This window comes from Pseudoxanthomonas sp. 68-E7 (assembly GCF_057773145.1).
Window position 1 is genome coordinate 22,301 of sequence record NZ_JBYMTI010000008.1, and the last position, 15,974, is coordinate 38,274.

The window sequence follows — 15,974 nt, forward strand, 5'->3', positions numbered from 1 at the left end:
CGCGCTCCCAATATGAAAAAGCACGAGGCCCGTTTCCTGGCAGGGGCAGGAAGGACGGTCGCCGCGTTTTCATGTCCATTGGGGAGATCGCATGAAACACCGTTCCACGCGTCCACGTTCCAGCCTGCTGTACAACGCCCTGTTGCTGGCCCTGGTGGCCGCCACGCCGCAGCTTTCGTTCGCCCAGCAGGCGGACGTCGAAGAAGACAAGGCTTCGTCCGATGGAACAACGGACAAGCCCGCCAAGACCCTGGAGCAGGTGACGGTCACCGGATCGCGCATCAAGCGCGCCGAGGTCGAGGGGCCCGCGCCGGTTACCGTCATCACCGCCGACGACATCGAGAGGCAGGGCTTCAAGACCGTCTTCGACGCCCTCAACACGCTCACCCAGGCCAATGGCACGGTGGTCAACGAATCGACCCTGGCCAGCCAGTCAATCTTCGCGCCCAACGCCAACATCATCAATCTGCGCGGGCTGGGCCCGGGCCGCTCGCTGGTGCTGATCAACGGTCGCCGGGTCGCCGAATACCCGCTGCCCTATGGCGGCCAGAGCAACTTCATCAACCTGGGCGCGATTCCCAGCAGCGCGGTCGAGCGCATCGAAGTGCTGTCCGGCGGCGCCTCGGCGATCTACGGTTCCGACGCGGTCGCCGGCGTGATGAACATCGTCACCAAGAAGAACTACGAAGGGCTGGAGGCCAAGCTGTATGGCAGCACCACCACCCGCGGCGGCGGCGATACCGGCAACCTGCAGATCGTAGGCGGCAAGTCCGGCGACCGCTGGACCCTGACCTACGCGCTGGAGTACATGAACCGCGAGGCCATCTTCACCCGCCAGCGCGACTTCATGGATTCGATGCGGGACAGTCCGATCGCCAGCGGCCGCACGCCGTGGGCCAACCTGTACCTGTACGACTTCGACGCGCCCGGCTACGTCAACGACATCGCCAGCGCCTGCGATCGCTTCTTCGGCCACAGCGTGGTCTACACCACCGCTTCCGGCAGCCGCTGCGCGCAGTACGACCGCCTGGCCGACTCGACCATCCGCAGTTCCGACGACAATCTCTCGCTGTACGGATCCGGCGCGTTCGACATCGGCGAGGGCACCCAGCTGTTCATGGACGCGATGTGGTGGAAGTCCAAGGCGCGCTACTCCACCGGCACCCAGTGGTGGTCGCCCTACAACGAGGACACCGGCTACTACTACTACGACGTCGGCCGCGGCGCGCTGATGGATGCGCTGCGGGTGTTCCAGTCCGAGGAAACCGGACGCGGCGGCCTGATGACCGACACCGACGAGGAGTCGTGGAGCGTCACCACCGGCATCCGCGGCAGCGTGTTCGACAACCACTTCGACTATGAACTGTCCTACAGCCACGCCGAGTACGAAACCGACACCCGCACCCCGCGCCTGATCGCCAGCAAGGTCGCCGACTACTTCCTCGGCCCGCGCCTTGGCAACGATCCGGTCTACGACTATTACCCGGCCTACCGGCTGGACTACGAACGCTTCACCACCCCGCTGACGCCCGCGCAGTTCGCCGCGATGTCGGCGACCATCCGCCCGCGCGGCTATTCCGAGGCCAGCCAGTTCCAGGCCACCCTGAGCGGCGATCTGTTCGAACTGCCCGCCGGCCCGGTGGGGATGGCCTCGGTGCTGGAATGGGGCTCGCAGAAGTACAGGCTGGTGGCGGATCCGCGCACCCTGCCCAATGCCGATCCCGCCGAGGAGGCCTACAACTGGAACGACACCGGCGGCCGCGGCGCGCGCGATCGCTACGCGTTGGGCGTGGAGTTCAGCGTGCCGATCTTCAGCACCCTGAAGGCGCAACTGGCCGCGCGCTACGACAAGTACGACGACATCACCGAGGTGGATGGCGCGGTGACCTGGAACGCCGGCCTGGAATGGCGGCCCACCGACGGCCTGCTGCTGCGCGGCAGCTACGCCACCAGCTTCCGCGCGCCGGACATGCACTACGTGTTCGCCGAGCCTTCGGGTTACTACATCCAGATCTTCGACGAGTACCGCTGCCGCGCCGAGAACAACAACGACGTGCTGGCGACGGCCTGCCGCGACAACAGCAACACCGACTACTACTACTACACCGAGGGCGGGCGGCGCGGCAATCGCCTGCTGGAGGAAGAGACCTCCAAGTCGTGGACCGCCGGTTTCGTGTGGGACATCCTGGACGGCCTGTCGGTGCAGGCCGACTACTACAGCATCCAGCTCGACCAGGGCGTCAACGATCTATCCAACGGCTATGTGCTCAAGCGCGAAGCCGACTGCCGGCTGGGCGTGGATCGCAGCGGCAATCCGGTCGACACCAACTCGCTGCTGTGCCAGACCGCGCTGGATTTCGTCCAGCGCCGGCCCTCGCCGACGGATCCTGACGGCACCGCGGTCACCCTGCTGACGGTCGGCCCGATCAACACCGCCACCGAGAAGACCACCGGCATCGACGCCACCGTCCGCTACCGCTGGGACACCGATCGCCTGGGCCGCTTCAACTTCCTGCTCGGCTGGTCGCACACGCTCAGCTACGAGTTCACCCAGTACGCCGAGGACGGCGTGCTGTACGACCGCGACAACCGTTCGTACAACTGGAACGCGCGCAGCCGCGCCAACCTGTCGGTGAACTGGGATCGCGGCGACTGGGGCGCGAATGTCTATGGCTCGCGCATGGGCTCCATCCCCAGCTACGACCTCGATCGCCGCATCGCACCCTACCTGCTGTGGAATGCGAACGTGTCGAAGAAGATCACCGACAAGATGTCGCTGACCCTGTTCGTCAACAACGTGTTCGACAAGATCCATCCGCGTGACGACAGCTACGCCGACTACCCGTATTTCTACTGGACCTACAGTCCTATCGGGCGGGAGATTGGCGCGCAGCTGGCCTACCGGTTCCGGTAACCGGTGTTCCCCGGGGGCCGGCAGGTGGCCGGCCCCTTCTTTTTGGCTTCAGAGAAAACCGCATGAAAGATACCGTTCGCCCGCGTCCCGCCACCCGCCGACTCCGCGCGGCCCTGATCGCGCTGGCGCTGCTCCCGCCCTTCGCCGCGGGAGCGGCGGACACCGCTCCCACCGACGCGGACTACCAGCGCTCGCTGCACCTGGGGCAGGAATGGATGTACCTGACCCGCGACCTGCCGTTCGCGGCCAAGGCCACCCACGACGGCCGCTTCTACTACCGCAAGACGGTGCCGGGCGGTTTCAGCTATGTGATCGTGGATCCGAAGGATCAGCGCAAGCGGCCGGCGTTCGATCAGGCCCGCCTGGCCGCGGCGCTGGGCAAGGCGACCGGCGAGCGTTACGAGCCGCTGCGGTTGCCGTTCCGCGATTTCGAGTTCGCCGACGAAGGCCGCGCGATCAAGATGAAGATCGGCCTGGCCGAGCCGCGCCCGTGGCGCTGCGATCTGGAGGACTACACCTGCGCGCGCGACGACGGCACGCCCACCCGCCCGCGCGGTTGGGGCGTGGTCCGGGACATGACCCAGCCCGCCGACAATTCGCCGCGCCGCTCGCCCGACGGCAAATGGGAAGTCTTCGCCGAGGGGCACGATCTGGTCATCCGCGCGGTCGGCGCGACGCAGGCCGAGCCCCTGACCCGCGACGGCCGCGCCGATGGTTTCTACGATCCCGAATCCATCGCGTGGTCGCCCGACTCGCGGCACCTGGCGGTCTATCGGGTCAAGCCGGGCACCGACCGCCGGGTCACCCGCGTCGAGTCCACTCCGCGCAACCAGATCCAGCCGCTCGTCCACACCCAGCTGTATCCCAAGCCCGGCGACGAGGTCGACATCGAACGGCCGGTGCTGATCGACATCGGGTCGCGCACGGTCAAGGTCATCGACGACGCGTTGTTCCCCAACCCGCTGCAGTTGTGGGAGATCCAGTGGCGCAAGGACGGCGCGAGCTTCGCGTTCGAGTACATCCAGCGCGGCTTCAAGCAGGTCCGGGTGATCAGCGTCGACGCCGCCAGCGGCCAGGCGCGGGCGGCGGTCAGCGAGGACAGCCCGACCTTCGTCAACGCCTGGAACCTCTATCGCCACGACGTCGGCAAGGACGGACGCGAGGTGCTGTGGATCTCCGAACGCGATGGCTGGCGCCATCTGTACCTGTTCGACGACGCCAGCGGCCAGGTCAAACGGCAGATCACGCGCGGTGAATGGGTGGTGCGCGACGTGGTGAAGGTCGACGACGAGAAGCGCCAGATCTGGTTCACCGCCGGCGGCATGGATGCGGGCAAGGATCCCTACCTGCAGCACTACTTCCGGGTCGATTTCGACGGCGGCAACCTCACCCGCCTGACCCGGGCCGACGCCTGGCACGACGTCGCCTTCTCCAGCGACATGGCCTACTACCTCGACACCTTTTCGCGGGTGGACCTGCCGCCGGTCTCGGAACTGCGGCGCGCCGACGGCAGCCTGGTCTCGGTGCTGGAACGCGCCGATGTCCGCGCGCTCGAGGCCACGGGCTGGAAGCCGCCGCGGATCTTCTCGGCCAAGGGACGCGACGGTGCCACCGACATCTGGGGCATCGCGGTGCGCCCACGCGATCACGATCCGGCCAGGCACTATCCGGTCATCGAGTCCATCTACGCCGGCCCGCATGGCGCGTTCGTGCCCAAGCGCTTCTGGCCGTTCGACATGGACTCCGGCAGCGACAGCCTGGTGCGGATGCAGGCGCTGGCGGATCTGGGCTTCATCGTGGTCCGCATCGACGGCATGGGCACCACCGGCCGTTCCAAGGCCTTCCACGACGTGGCCTGGCAGAACCTGCAAGACGCGGGCTTCCCGGATCGCATCGCCTGGCACCGCGCGATGGCCGCGCAGGATCCGTCCTACGACATTTCCCGGGTCGGCATCCATGGCATGTCGGCGGGCGGGCAGAACACCCTGCATGCGCTGCTGTTCCATCCGGAGTTCTACAAGGCCGGCGTGGCCAGCAACGGTTGCTACGACAACCGCATGGACAAGCTGTGGTGGAACGAGCAGTGGCTGGGCTGGCCGGTCAACGCCAGTTACTCGGCCGCGTCCGGCGTGGAGCACGCGGGCAAGCTGCGCGGCGACCTGCTGCTGATCGTGGGCGAACAGGACGCCAACGTGGATCCCGCCTCCACCCTCCAGGTGGCCGATGCGCTGATCCGCGCCGACAAGGACTTCGAACTGCTGATGATGCCCGGCGCCGGCCACGCCGTCGGCCGCTGGGCCGAACCGTTCGACTACGTGCAGCGCCGGCACTACGACTTCTTCATCCGGCATCTGCAGGATCGCGCCACGCCGCGCTGGAACGCGGCGCCGACGTCGCCCTGATCGGGGTTCGCCGTCCGTCCACCCGGAGCGGGACGGACGGCGTCAGGCCAGGGGATTGAGCCGCGCGGCGATCGCCTCGAATTCACGCGCGACGAACCCGATCAGCGCGCGCAGGCGCGGGGTGTCGCGCATGTCGGCGTGATACCCCACGCGCACCGCGCGCACCGACGTCGTCTCCGCCAGCGGCAGCCGGCGCAGCCCCGCTTCCCTGTCACCCAGCAGGCACGGCAGCATCGCCATGGCGATGCCTTCGCGGACCACCGCCAGGTGCGTGCGCAGGCCGTTGCCGTGCAGGACGGTGCGGGCGCGATGGGCGAGGCCGTGCAGGCCGCTTTCATGCGGCACCTCGCCCGCCGCCCGCTCCAGCAACACCATCCGGTGTCCGTCGAAGCCGTCGGCGGGATCCGGCATTCCATGGCGTTGCAGATAGCCGGTGGACGCGTACAGCGCATAGGCCACGTCGCCGACGTGGCGATCCACCAGGTTTTCCTGGGTGAATGCGCCGAACCGGAAGGCCAGATCCGCTTCGCGCCGCGCCAGGTTGTACACGCGGGTGTCGTTGATCAACTCGATCAGCACGCCCGGATGGCGGCTGGCGAAATCCGCCAGCATCGGTGCGATGACCTCGTCGCCCAGCCAGTCCAGGCTGGTCACCCGGATTTCCCCACCCAGGCCGGTATCGCGCGCGGCCACCTGGCGCTGGATCGCCTGCGCGCCGGCCTCCATCTGCTCCAGCCCCGCGATCAGCGAATGCGCGAGCGGGGTCGGCCGCAGGCCGCCGGTCTCGCGCTCGAACAGCTTCGCCTCCAGCCGCCGCTCCAGTGCCTCCAGCCGGCGTCCGATGGTCGGCTGGGTCGTGCCCATCGCGCGCGCGGCCGCGCTCAGGCTGCCACCGCGCACGATCGCCAGCACGGTTTTCAGATCATCCCAATCCATCGACACGTTCGCCTATGCATTTCCGCAGGGGGGCCATGCGCGCGCGGGGCTGGGTCCGTGGCGATCCCGCGCCTAGAGTCCAGTTCCCCACACCCACTCAGGAGGCGCGCCGCCGGCGCACTCGTCCGATTCATGGTACGGCTCGATCATCTCATCCTGCGCGTCCGCAGCATTCCGGTTTCGGTGTCCTTCTACCGCGAGGTGCTCGGCTTTCCGCATGAGGGACGACAAGGACCGTTCGATGTGCTTCGCATCGGCGCGGACAGCGTGATCGATCTGCTGCAGGCCGAACCACGCGATCCGGCCCACCTTGCCTTCCACATGGACCCGCTGCGTTTCGAACAGACCCTGGGACGCCTGCGCGCCGCCGGCATCGCCTTTGGTGGCGATCCGTTCTCGCGCGATGGCCGCATCCGGGCGCAGTTCGGCGCCGGCGGCTGGGCCGACGCGCTGTACTTCCACGACCCGGACCACCACAACCTGGAAATCAGGACCCATGAGCCACGCTGACGCCATTCCCTCGCCCGATACCCGCGCGATGCCGCGCTTCGACGATCTGGCCGGCCGCACCGCGGTGGTGACCGGCGGCTCGCGCGGCATCGGCGCGGCGACCTGCCTGGCCCTGGCGCGCAGCGGCGTGCGGGTGGCGATCAACGGACGCGATCCCGATGCGCTGGCGGCCAGCGTGGCGGCGGTGCGCGCGATCGGCGGCGAGGCCATGGCGGCACCGGCCGACTGCGCCGATCTGGCCCAGGTCGAACGCATGCGCGAGCACATCGGCGAACACTGGGGCGCGGTGGATCTGGTGCTGGCCTTCGCCGGTGGCGGCAGCGGCCGGCCGGTGCCGTTGCAGGAGATCAGCGAGCAGGACTGGCGTTCCAGCCTGGACAACAACCTCACCTCGACCTTCTTCACCCTCAGGACCTTCCTGCCGGATCTGCTGGCGCGCGGCCGCGGCACGATCCTGACCATGGCCTCGGCCGGCGGCCGGGTCGCCGCGGGTGCGCCGGCCGGCTACGGCGCGGCCAAGGCCGGGGTGATCATGCTGACCCGGCACCTGGCCCAGGAAGCCGGGCCGCGCGGCGTGCGGGTCAACTGCATCTCGCCCTCGGCGGTCCTGACCGAACGCACCCGCGCGCACCTGCCGCCCGAACGACAGGCGCGGATGCTGGCGGGGTTTCCACTGGGCCGGCTGGGCACGCCGGAGGACATCGCGGCGGCATCGCTGTTCCTGCTCAGCGACGCGTCCTCCTGGATCACGGGAGTCGTGCTGGATGTCGCCGGCGGCCGGATCATGCTCTGATCCGTTCTCCCCCATCCCCTTCCGGATCGCCATGAACCAGACCGACGCCTATCTGCGGCGCCACTACTGGACCGCCGAGCGGCTGGCCGACGCCTGTGGCATCGAAACCGCCCAACTGGACGCACTGCTCGACCACGGACTGGTGCCCGCGCCGTCGTATGTGGTCCGTGCCGACGGCAGCCTGCAATCCGCCGCGTTCGGTGATTTCCCGGAAGCCGGGGCGACTCCGGGCCGCTACTTCCATCCCGGTACGGTGGCCTGGGTCGAACGCGCGCGGGAAGTCCTCGCGGACCACGACGCCGATGCCGCGCGGGCCGAGCTGGAGCAGCGGTTCCGGCACAATTTCGCCGCCGCCCTGGCGGATCTCGACCGCGCCCTCGCGCGCCTGCCCGACAGTTTCGACGACCAGGGCGCGCCACGCGCCGCCGGCCTGGAGGCGCGCACGGCCGATGCGTGGGATGCCTTCCGCGAGGGCATCTTCGGCCTGTGCGTGGCGGACCCCACCACCGAGTGCGCCATCGCGATCAAGGAAATCCTGCAGGAAACCCTGAGCGCGCGCCGGCAGGCCCTGGCCGAGGATCCCGCGGCGCCCGGCGGCCACGCCGACCTCCCCGCATTGATCGCCCGCTACGCCGAGGCGGCCATGCCGTTCTCGCCACTGGAGTACCCGCGCAGCAGCCGCAGGCGCCTGGTCGAGGATTTCGGCGCCGAACTGGCCGGCGCGCCACCCGTCGCCTGAGACCGCCCGTGCGCCCCGGCCGAGGCCACGGCGGAGTGGAATGAGCCACCACGGCCTGGCAACGACGCGCATGCCTGCCGGCACCTGAACCGCCTGATCCTGACCAGGCATCGCGCCATTGCACCCACGCACGGCCTGCCGTTAGCGTCTGCCTCCAGGCCGCTCCGGGGCCTGCCGATGTTCCCTCCCGTTCCCCGCAACGCCGCTGGCGATCGGCCGGCGCTGGAGAGTGACAGATGGTGAATGCGTTCCTGCTCGCGGCGCTGGCCGCAGCCGCCTCCCCGCAGGCGGACCGGCTTGAATCCCTGTGCGCCCCATTGCGCCAGGGCGTGGCGATGGATCTGGCGGGCATCAGCTACCGGCCCGAACAGGCGTACGCCCCGGGCGACGCCGTCGCCACCGTGGACGCGCGTCAATCCATGCTGCTGTTGCCCGACGGACGCTTCCTGCTGCGCACCTCCAACCTGTATCCGGGCGATATCGAGTTCCGCTATCGCACGCTGGGCGATCGCGGCGGCGAACGCACCATCGATGAACTCGGCTGGCGCGATGGCGACACCCTGCAACAGGACGATGCCGCCACCGTCGCCCGTGATCTCGCGGACCTGCGCATGCTCGCACCCGGCCTGCTGGCCTGCGACGCCATCGAACAGCACCGGGGCAAGCCGGCGGCGGGCGATGCGATCGTCTTCAAGGATGGCGCCGGGCGCGACGTGACCCTGGCTTTTGACGCGTCCGGCGATCCCGCCAGCGCGCAACGGGACGCCGATCTCTACCGCTACGAAGACTGGTCCGCGCAGGACGGCGTCCGCATTCCCGCCCGCGTCGTCCATCTCCGCGAAGGTCGCGAGCGGGAACGCTGGACCGTGGTTCGCGCACGCCCCGCGCGCTCGGGCGACACCGCGTTGCTGTCCCTGCCCGATGGCCATCGACCGGCCGACCCGTCGCCGCCGCTGCACGCGACACCGCTTGGCCAAGGCGCATACCGCATCGACGGCGCACCGTCGGGTTACCACACCGGATTCGTCGTGGGCGAAAAAGGCATCGTGCTGTTCGATGCCCCGATCGATGTCGACGAGGCCAGGCGCGTGCGTGCGGTGATCGAAAAAACCGCCCCGGGCCGCGCCATCACCCATGTCGTGGTCTCGCATGTCCATGGCGATCACGTCGCCGGGCTGCCGGCCTACGCCGAGGCCGAGGTGCGGGTCGGCGCCGGTGGCGCGACCGCGCTGCGCCGGCAACTGGGGGACCGGTTGCCGCCGCGCGTGCGCGAAGTGCGGGAAGCCGAAACCATCGATCTCGGCGATCGCCGGGTCCAGGTCCTGCCGCTCGCCAGCGATCACGCCGCCACCATGCTGGTCGGCTTCGATCCGGCATCCGGCACCCTGTTCCAGGGCGATCTGTTCTACCTCCCGCAACGCGGCCCGGTGCCGGTCGCGTTCACCACCGGCCGCGAACTCGTTGCATTGATCGAAAGCGCCCATCTGGACGTGCGCACGCTCGTCGGCGTGCACGGCCGCTCCGGCACGCCCGCGGATCTGCGCGATGCGGTGGCGCGGATGCCGGCGCGCAATGATCGCGGCTGCGTCGGCGAGCAGATGACCGGAACGGCGGTCTGCTCCGTCCCGGCGGATTGATGGGCCCACCGACGATGGGTTCATCCTCCCCGCGACCGGCCGCGTCGGATTTCCACCGGTCACGAAGCATGCGGACGCCATTCCGGAAAACCGCCCTGACCGCGATCCTGTCATTCGCCGCCCTCGCCGCCGGCGCGCAACCAAAGCAGGCCGCGTCCTTCGATCTCCACGTGCCTGCCGCGCCGATGGCGATGGCCGTGGCGGACGGAACCCAACTGATCTACGAGCTGCATCTGGGCAACTTCGCCCGCCACGATCTGCAGCCCATCCGCGTGGACGTGCTGGATGGCGCGGATGGGCGCACCCTCGCAAGCCATGAAGGTGCCGCGCTGGAACAGCGGCTGGATCGTTCCGGCCTGCAATGGGAAGCCGGGGTATTGCGGGCCATTCCATCCGGCCGCCGGGGCGTGGTGTTCATCGAACTGACGGTGGCCGGCGCGCCGCCGCGCACGCTGCGTCATCGGATCAGCTATCTGGACGACCGCACGGACACCACCGTGCACGTGGTGGAAGGCGGCGAAATCGCCGTCATCACCGGCAGGACGCCCGTGCTGGCGCCACCGCTGCAAGGCGGTCCGTGGGTGGCCATCCATGATCCGCGCTGGCAACGCGGCCACCGCCGCGTCGGCTACGCACTGGCCGGCAAACTGCGTACCCCGGGCCGCCATGCAATCGACTTCGTCAAGCTCGACGCCAGTGGGCGCAAAGCGCCGGCCGGCGAGCACCTCGCGGCCCGCGCCTACAGCCATGGACAGCCCGTCCTTGCGGTGGCCGACGGCGTGGTCGTCCGTGTCGAGGATGGATTTCCCGAACGGACCCGCCTGTCCGATCGGGTGGATGGCGTGGAAGGCAATCGCGTCGTTCTCGCGCTGGCGGGCGGACAGTACGCGCACTACGGCCACCTGCGGCCCGGCAGCGCGCGCGTCCCAGCCGGCGCGCGCGTGAAGGCGGGAGAGAAGATCGCCGAGGTCGGCTTCAGCGGCAGCGCCTCCGATCCGCAGCTCCATTTCGCGCTGACCGACGGTCCTGAAGAGCTGGCCAGCGAGGGGCTTGCCTACACCTTCGGACGCTATCGCCTGCTGGGCGGATACGACGACGTGTCCCTGATCGGCACGACCGGCTGGACGCCTTCGGCCGAGCCGGCACCCGCGCGGGCGACCATGCCGGCGCCGATGCGTGTCATCGAGTGGCGGGAATGAGTCTCGTGTCCCGCCCGCAGCTCCGGATTAACTGATCGCCCTGCTCACGACGCCTCCGTGCGGGCATGCGTTGCCCGCCAGGGCTTCATCCCAGTTTCGCCAACAGGCGTTCGACCAGTTGTCCGGGCGGATCGGAAACGTCGAAGGGTTCGCCCAGTCCATTCCCCACGGCACGATTCAGGAGATCGTGCTCGCGCTCGAAGATCCCCGCTTCGCCGGCCCGCTCGTCGAGTGCGCGTGCGTCGGCCCGGCGCGCGATCCGGGCCAGGTTCTCCGCCCGATCCAGGGTCAGCCGATAGCAGGCCCAGCGCTCGTCCGGACCGGCGAGGCGACGGCGGAGATCCTCGAGGTCCGCCTCGGCCTCCCACAGGTGGTTGATGACGAAGTGGCGATACCCGAATCGCCGGTGATGCGCCACCAGCTGCGCCATTCCCGCGTGGAAATGTTCCCGCACGTCCAGCGGTGGCGGGTTGACCGCGACGAGCGCGTCCCCGTCCAGCATGGCGCAACGATCGATGCTTTCCGACAGCGCTTCGGCCAGGGTCGACTTGCCGATGCCGAGGGGGCCGTTGAGCACGATGATCATGGGGTCTCCGAGCGCGCCTCAGCGCGCGGGCTCGCCGATCGTCAGATCCCCGGCCAGGACGCGCCGGGCGACATGGAGCGGATCATCGCCTCCCTTTACGTCCGGGGTCACGCCTTCGCGGTTCCAGTTGCCGCCGGTCCTGGCGTTGATCGGTTGCGCATCGGGAATGAAGATCTGGAACGAATGCGGCAATGGCTTGGGATCACTCATCAACGTCGCCGCGCCCGCGCTGGGCGATCCGATCACCACCGCCCGGTTGGCGGCCTGCAGGGAATAGCCCACGTATTCCGATGCGGACGCGGATCGGCGGTCCAGCAGCACCACCACCCCGCCGCGGTATTCGGGGATATCGCGCTTGGGCAGCGGTTCCGGCCGGCGGCCGGCGCGAGACTGCACGTCCTGCACCGAGGTTACCGCGTCGCCCACGAAGGCCCTGACCAGATGGCCCGCGGTTTCCGCGTCGCCGCCGCCGTTCTGGCGCAGGTCCAGCACCAGTCCCTGCGTGTCCTTGAGCAGTTCCAGCGCGGCCAGCAGCTTGGGCCGGGCCATGTCCCACGGATAGAAGGACGCGAGCCGCAAGTAACCGATGTTGCCTTCAAGCACCTTCACTTCCCGCACGCCCATGTTGGTCGGCACGCCCGCGGCGCGCCACGCCATCAGCCAGTCCTCGTCACCGCCGGCCTTTTCCTCGACCACCCGCTCCACGTGGAAATGCCCGTCATAGGCGTCCAGATCCCGGTTGAGCCGGGTGGAGAACGCCCGCCAGTCGCCACAGGCGTCGGCATAGCGTCCCCGGCGCGCCCATTCGCGCGCGCTTTCGGCAATCTGCCGCGCTTCCGGCGCGACCACGTAGTCCTTCTCGATGGCTTTCGCCATCTGTTCCAGCACGGCCTCCTGCTGGGGACAACCGCCCGCCAGCAGGGCCGCCAACCACAACGCCTGGCTCATGACGCACCTCCCGCACCGTTCTTGACAATATATAAGTGCTAACATATATTTTCTGGCATGACAACACCGCATGCGACCTTGGGCACGCTGCTGCGTACCCTCATCGATCAGCTCGACTCGGCCGTCGCCGAGGCGTACAGCGCTTCCGGGCTCGACTACAAACCGCGCTTCACTCCGATCATCCGCGCGCTCTCGCAACACGGTCCTTCCCGGATCAAGGACATCGCCGACGGCATGGGGGTCAGCCATTCGGCGGTCAGCCAGACCATCAGTGCGCTGGTGCGCGCCAAGTGGGTCAAGCTCCAGCCCGGCGCGGACAGCCGCGAACGCATCGTGCACCTCACGCCCTACGCGAAGGCGCGCCTGCCGCGGCTTGAGCAGCACTGGGCGAACACCGCGAAGGCGGCCGCCAGCCTCAACCAGGACATCGGGCTGTCGCTGGAAGAGGTGCTGCGCAGCGCGTTGAAGGCATTGCAGGAACAATCGTTCGAGGAACGCATCCGGAAGGCCGCCCAAGCCGGCGGCGCCTGATCCGGCCGCATCGACCGTACGACCGCACCACCATCCGATCGCCACGACCACCGGAGAATCCCGATGCATCGCCTTCGCCATCTCCTTCCTTTCGCCCTGCTGCTGTCGTTCCTGCCGCTGCCTGGCGGCGCCGGAAACCCGACCTCCCCCGGCACGCCTCCGATCGCAGCCGACCTATCGGGCGAAGGTCCGCGCGAGTTGGTGCTGGTTCCGGGCCTGTCCGGCGGCGCCGTCTCCTGGGAAGACACCGCCACGCGCCTGTCCGGCAGGTACCGCGTGCACCGGATCCGCATCGCCGGGCTCGAACTTCCGGCGACCGGCCGCGCCACGCCGCGTTCCATCGATGACGTGGCCGATGCGCTGTCGGCGTACCTGCGGCAGCACGCCAGCGGACCCGTGGCCCTGGTCGGGCACTCGGCCGGCGGCGTCGCGGCGCTGATGGTGGCGCTGCGGCAACCCGATCTGGTCGATCGCGTGGTGATCGTGGACGCCCTGCCCTTCATGTCGGCCAACCGCGGCAGCACCGGCGTGGATGCGGAACTGCGCGCCGCCATCGCCGCCGAAGCACGCGACATGCGCGCCGAGGACGCCAGCGCGTTCGCGCAGCGGATGCAAGGCCAGGCGTCGTCGGCCATCGGCGATCCGGACGCCGCCAGCCGGATCGCGCAGGCGGGGGCGCGCAGCGATCGCGACACCTATGCAGCCCTGTACGAAAGCCTGTCGACCACGGACCTGCGGGCAGGGATGGCGGGCCTGCGCCCACCGTTGACCGTCATCTTCGCGGATCAGTCGCCGCTCGGCGCGCCGGCGGGCCACATGGCCGCGCGCTACCAGGCGCAATACGCGGGCAGCCAGGCGCGCTCGGTGGAGATCAAGGATGCACGCCACTACCTGATGCTCGACCAGCCAGTGGAGTTCGCCCGCGCCCTGGACACTGCGCTGGATGACTGAAGCCCGGCTTCGCGAGGAACATGCATGGCGCTGCTGATAGGCGAATCCTTCTCGCCCTGGACGCGCAAGGCCCGATGGGCACTGGACTACTGCGGGGTGGCGTATCGCTACCGGGAGTACATCCCGTTCCTCGGTGAACCGGCGCTCAGGATGAAGTTGGGGCAGTGGCGTGGCACCGTATCGGTGCCGGTGCTGTTTGCCGGTGCGGGCGTGGTGCGTGGCTCGTTCGACATCGCCCGGCATGCGGCACAGGCGGCGGGCGACGATCGGCTGGGTGATTTCGATCGGATCCGGTCCTGGGACGACATCAGCGAGACGGGCCTGGCCGCGGCCAGGACCCGGGTGATCCGGGCAATCGCCGCGAACGACGCCGCGCTCGACGAATCGCTTCCCCAACTGCCGTCGCCGCTCAGGCCCATGCTCCGCCCGATCATCCGCCATACGGTGAAGGCGCTGGACCGCAAGTACGCGCACCTGTGCGGCGCCGGCAATCACCGCAACGCCTTGCTTGCCCTGCGCCGTGGCCTGCGGGCCTCCGCAACGGGATTCGTGCTGGAACGCTTCAGCTACGCCGACATCAGCCTGTGCGTCCTGCTGGACGCGGTGGCGCCCGAACCGGAGACCGTGTTCCCCGGTGAAACCCACCGCCACTGCTGGCGGGACGTTGCCCTGGCGCAAGAGTTCCGGGATCTCCTCGACTGGCGGGATGGATTGCACCCGTATCGTTCCGGTCGCGCCGATCGCTAGCATCACTGGCACGCGCCGCGTCGTGCGTCCCGGTTTCACCAGGCCACGGAGAGGGTTCCCGCCCTCCCCATGACCCGGCCCGTCGCTAGCGTCCGCGACGCCTTCCCGCCAGTTCGCTGGCGGCCGCACGCAGTTCGTCGCGCGAAATCCGATCGTCGTCATCCGCATCGATGCGATCGAAATGTTCCGCCAGCCTTGGCAGGGAAGCATCCGCCTCGACGCGGCTGATGTAGCCATCCTGATCCGCATCCGCGGCTTGCAGGCGTTCCTGGAGGGCCTGCTTGCGCGCGCCGCGCCCCTGCTGGGCGTCCGCGGCACCGGGGACCAGCAAGAAGGAGGCCAGCAGGGTGAAGGCAATGATTTTCATGCTTGTAGTCCTGTTGAGAGGTTGGAGTGTTCGGCGTTCAAGGTCGTCAGCGGTTCCGGCAGGGCGCCGGATGTCCATCCGCGTCAGCGCAGCTTCCGGAGTAGTTGATCCGGCCGCCGGAGAGCGCAAGCGAACCGGAGTAGTGGCCGCCATCCCGCGCGGTGACGGTGGTGGCGCGGCTGGCGGAGACACTGCCGTCCGCGTTCCGGCTGGCCGTACCCGAACGATCGATGCCGGCGCCGCCGGGTCCATGCAGCGAGACGCTGCGTTGGCGACTCGCGTTTCCGGCCTCGTCGCGTTGTCGGGACGCCTGGTAGCTGCCGGATCCGCCCCGATATCCCTGCATCGATCCCTGCCGATGCATCGACGCGTTTCCGTGGGCGTCGGCCTGCCAGTGACGGGCGCGCTGCGACTGGAAGCGGGCATTGATACGGGCGGACTCGACGGCGCCGGCGTGGGGACTTCGCTCCACGTGGCGCGAGCGCTCCCGTCCCATCGCCCATTGGCAACCCGCGAGTGCAATCGTGAAAACGAAGATCCTGGCCCAAACAGGGACTGTGCTCATGGCGGCTCCTTTCAGGTGGGGGCAAGCCGGGAATTCCGGCCCGTCCACGCTAGCCCTGCCCCGGCGCGCCCGTGGCGCGGGGATGTAAACCGCCGTTTCCCGCGCGCGTTTCCGAAACATCCGCTTACAAATCGGCGCCGCCGCACCGC

Annotated in this window: 15 protein-coding genes; 10 read left to right on the forward strand and 5 right to left on the reverse strand. The window is 68.9% G+C overall.

Features of this window, described 5'->3' with window-relative positions; genetic code table 11:
* Positions 1–91: 91 nt before the first annotated feature.
* Positions 92–2,914, forward strand: a complete 2,823-nt coding sequence (locus AC3DE2_RS17955; protein WP_488427263.1) for a TonB-dependent receptor domain-containing protein — start codon at positions 92–94, stop codon at positions 2,912–2,914.
* A gap of 62 nt (positions 2,915–2,976) precedes the next feature.
* Positions 2,977–5,316: a S9 family peptidase gene (locus tag AC3DE2_RS17960; protein ID WP_488427264.1), complete on the forward strand. Its 2,340-nt coding sequence runs from the start codon at positions 2,977–2,979 to the stop codon at positions 5,314–5,316.
* A 42-nt stretch (positions 5,317–5,358) separates the two neighbouring features.
* Here the strand turns inward: AC3DE2_RS17960 and AC3DE2_RS17965 are convergent, their stop codons facing one another.
* Positions 5,359–6,252 carry a LysR family transcriptional regulator gene (locus AC3DE2_RS17965; RefSeq protein ID WP_488427393.1) on the reverse strand — a complete coding sequence of 298 codons (894 nt, stop codon included), beginning with the start codon at positions 6,250–6,252 and terminating at the stop codon, positions 5,359–5,361.
* 132 nt (positions 6,253–6,384) lie between these two features.
* Between AC3DE2_RS17965 and AC3DE2_RS17970 the strand changes: the two genes are divergently transcribed.
* From AC3DE2_RS17970 to AC3DE2_RS17990, 5 genes are all read left to right on the forward strand, one after another.
* A complete protein-coding gene (locus AC3DE2_RS17970) occupies positions 6,385–6,762 on the forward strand; it encodes a VOC family protein (protein ID WP_488427265.1) in 378 nt (125 codons plus the stop codon).
* The gene (locus AC3DE2_RS17975; protein WP_488427266.1) at positions 6,749–7,555 is read left to right on the forward strand and encodes an SDR family NAD(P)-dependent oxidoreductase; all 807 of its coding nucleotides are present in this window, start codon (positions 6,749–6,751) and stop codon (positions 7,553–7,555) included. Before AC3DE2_RS17970 ends, AC3DE2_RS17975 begins: the two co-directional genes overlap by 14 nt.
* Positions 7,556–7,586: 31 nt before the next feature.
* Positions 7,587–8,294, forward strand: a complete 708-nt coding sequence (locus AC3DE2_RS17980) for a DUF6058 family natural product biosynthesis protein (RefSeq protein ID WP_488427267.1) — start codon at positions 7,587–7,589, stop codon at positions 8,292–8,294.
* A gap of 236 nt (positions 8,295–8,530) precedes the next feature.
* Positions 8,531–9,931, forward strand: a complete 1,401-nt coding sequence (locus AC3DE2_RS17985; protein WP_488427268.1) for an MBL fold metallo-hydrolase — start codon at positions 8,531–8,533, stop codon at positions 9,929–9,931.
* A 68-nt stretch (positions 9,932–9,999) separates the two neighbouring features.
* A complete protein-coding gene (locus AC3DE2_RS17990) occupies positions 10,000–11,130 on the forward strand; it encodes a M23 family metallopeptidase (protein ID WP_295382600.1) in 1,131 nt (376 codons plus the stop codon).
* A gap of 85 nt (positions 11,131–11,215) precedes the next feature.
* On the opposite strand, the gene AC3DE2_RS17995 is transcribed toward AC3DE2_RS17990, so the two are convergent.
* Together AC3DE2_RS17995 and AC3DE2_RS18000 are read right to left on the reverse strand one after the other, a co-directional pair.
* Positions 11,216–11,716 (reverse strand): Gar/GrdA family gentamicin resistance ATP-binding protein, encoded by a 501-nt coding sequence (locus tag AC3DE2_RS17995; protein WP_488427269.1) that lies wholly within the window; start codon positions 11,714–11,716, stop codon positions 11,216–11,218.
* Positions 11,717–11,734: 18 nt separating this feature from the next.
* Positions 11,735–12,664, reverse strand: coding sequence for a S41 family peptidase (locus AC3DE2_RS18000; RefSeq protein ID WP_295382602.1), 930 nt, complete (start codon positions 12,662–12,664; stop codon positions 11,735–11,737).
* Between the two features lie 57 nt (positions 12,665–12,721).
* Here AC3DE2_RS18000 and AC3DE2_RS18005 point away from each other — a divergent pair, with 57 nt between their 5' ends.
* From AC3DE2_RS18005 to AC3DE2_RS18015, 3 genes are all read left to right on the forward strand, one after another.
* On the forward strand, positions 12,722–13,195 hold the full coding sequence (locus AC3DE2_RS18005; protein ID WP_295382603.1) for a MarR family winged helix-turn-helix transcriptional regulator: 474 nt from the start codon (positions 12,722–12,724) through the stop codon (positions 13,193–13,195).
* 63 nt (positions 13,196–13,258) lie between these two features.
* Positions 13,259–14,146, forward strand: coding sequence for an alpha/beta fold hydrolase (locus AC3DE2_RS18010; RefSeq protein ID WP_488427270.1), 888 nt, complete (start codon positions 13,259–13,261; stop codon positions 14,144–14,146).
* A 24-nt stretch (positions 14,147–14,170) separates the two neighbouring features.
* Positions 14,171–14,893, forward strand: coding sequence for a glutathione S-transferase N-terminal domain-containing protein (locus tag AC3DE2_RS18015; protein ID WP_488427271.1), 723 nt, complete (start codon positions 14,171–14,173; stop codon positions 14,891–14,893).
* An 85-nt stretch (positions 14,894–14,978) separates the two neighbouring features.
* Here the strand turns inward: AC3DE2_RS18015 and AC3DE2_RS18020 are convergent, their stop codons facing one another.
* Both AC3DE2_RS18020 and AC3DE2_RS18025 read right to left on the reverse strand, forming a co-directional pair.
* Positions 14,979–15,260 (reverse strand): hypothetical protein, encoded by a 282-nt coding sequence (locus AC3DE2_RS18020; RefSeq protein WP_488427272.1) that lies wholly within the window; start codon positions 15,258–15,260, stop codon positions 14,979–14,981.
* 46 nt (positions 15,261–15,306) lie between these two features.
* The gene (locus AC3DE2_RS18025; RefSeq protein WP_488427273.1) at positions 15,307–15,732 is read right to left on the reverse strand and encodes a hypothetical protein; all 426 of its coding nucleotides are present in this window, start codon (positions 15,730–15,732) and stop codon (positions 15,307–15,309) included.
* Positions 15,733–15,974: the final 242 nt, after the last annotated feature.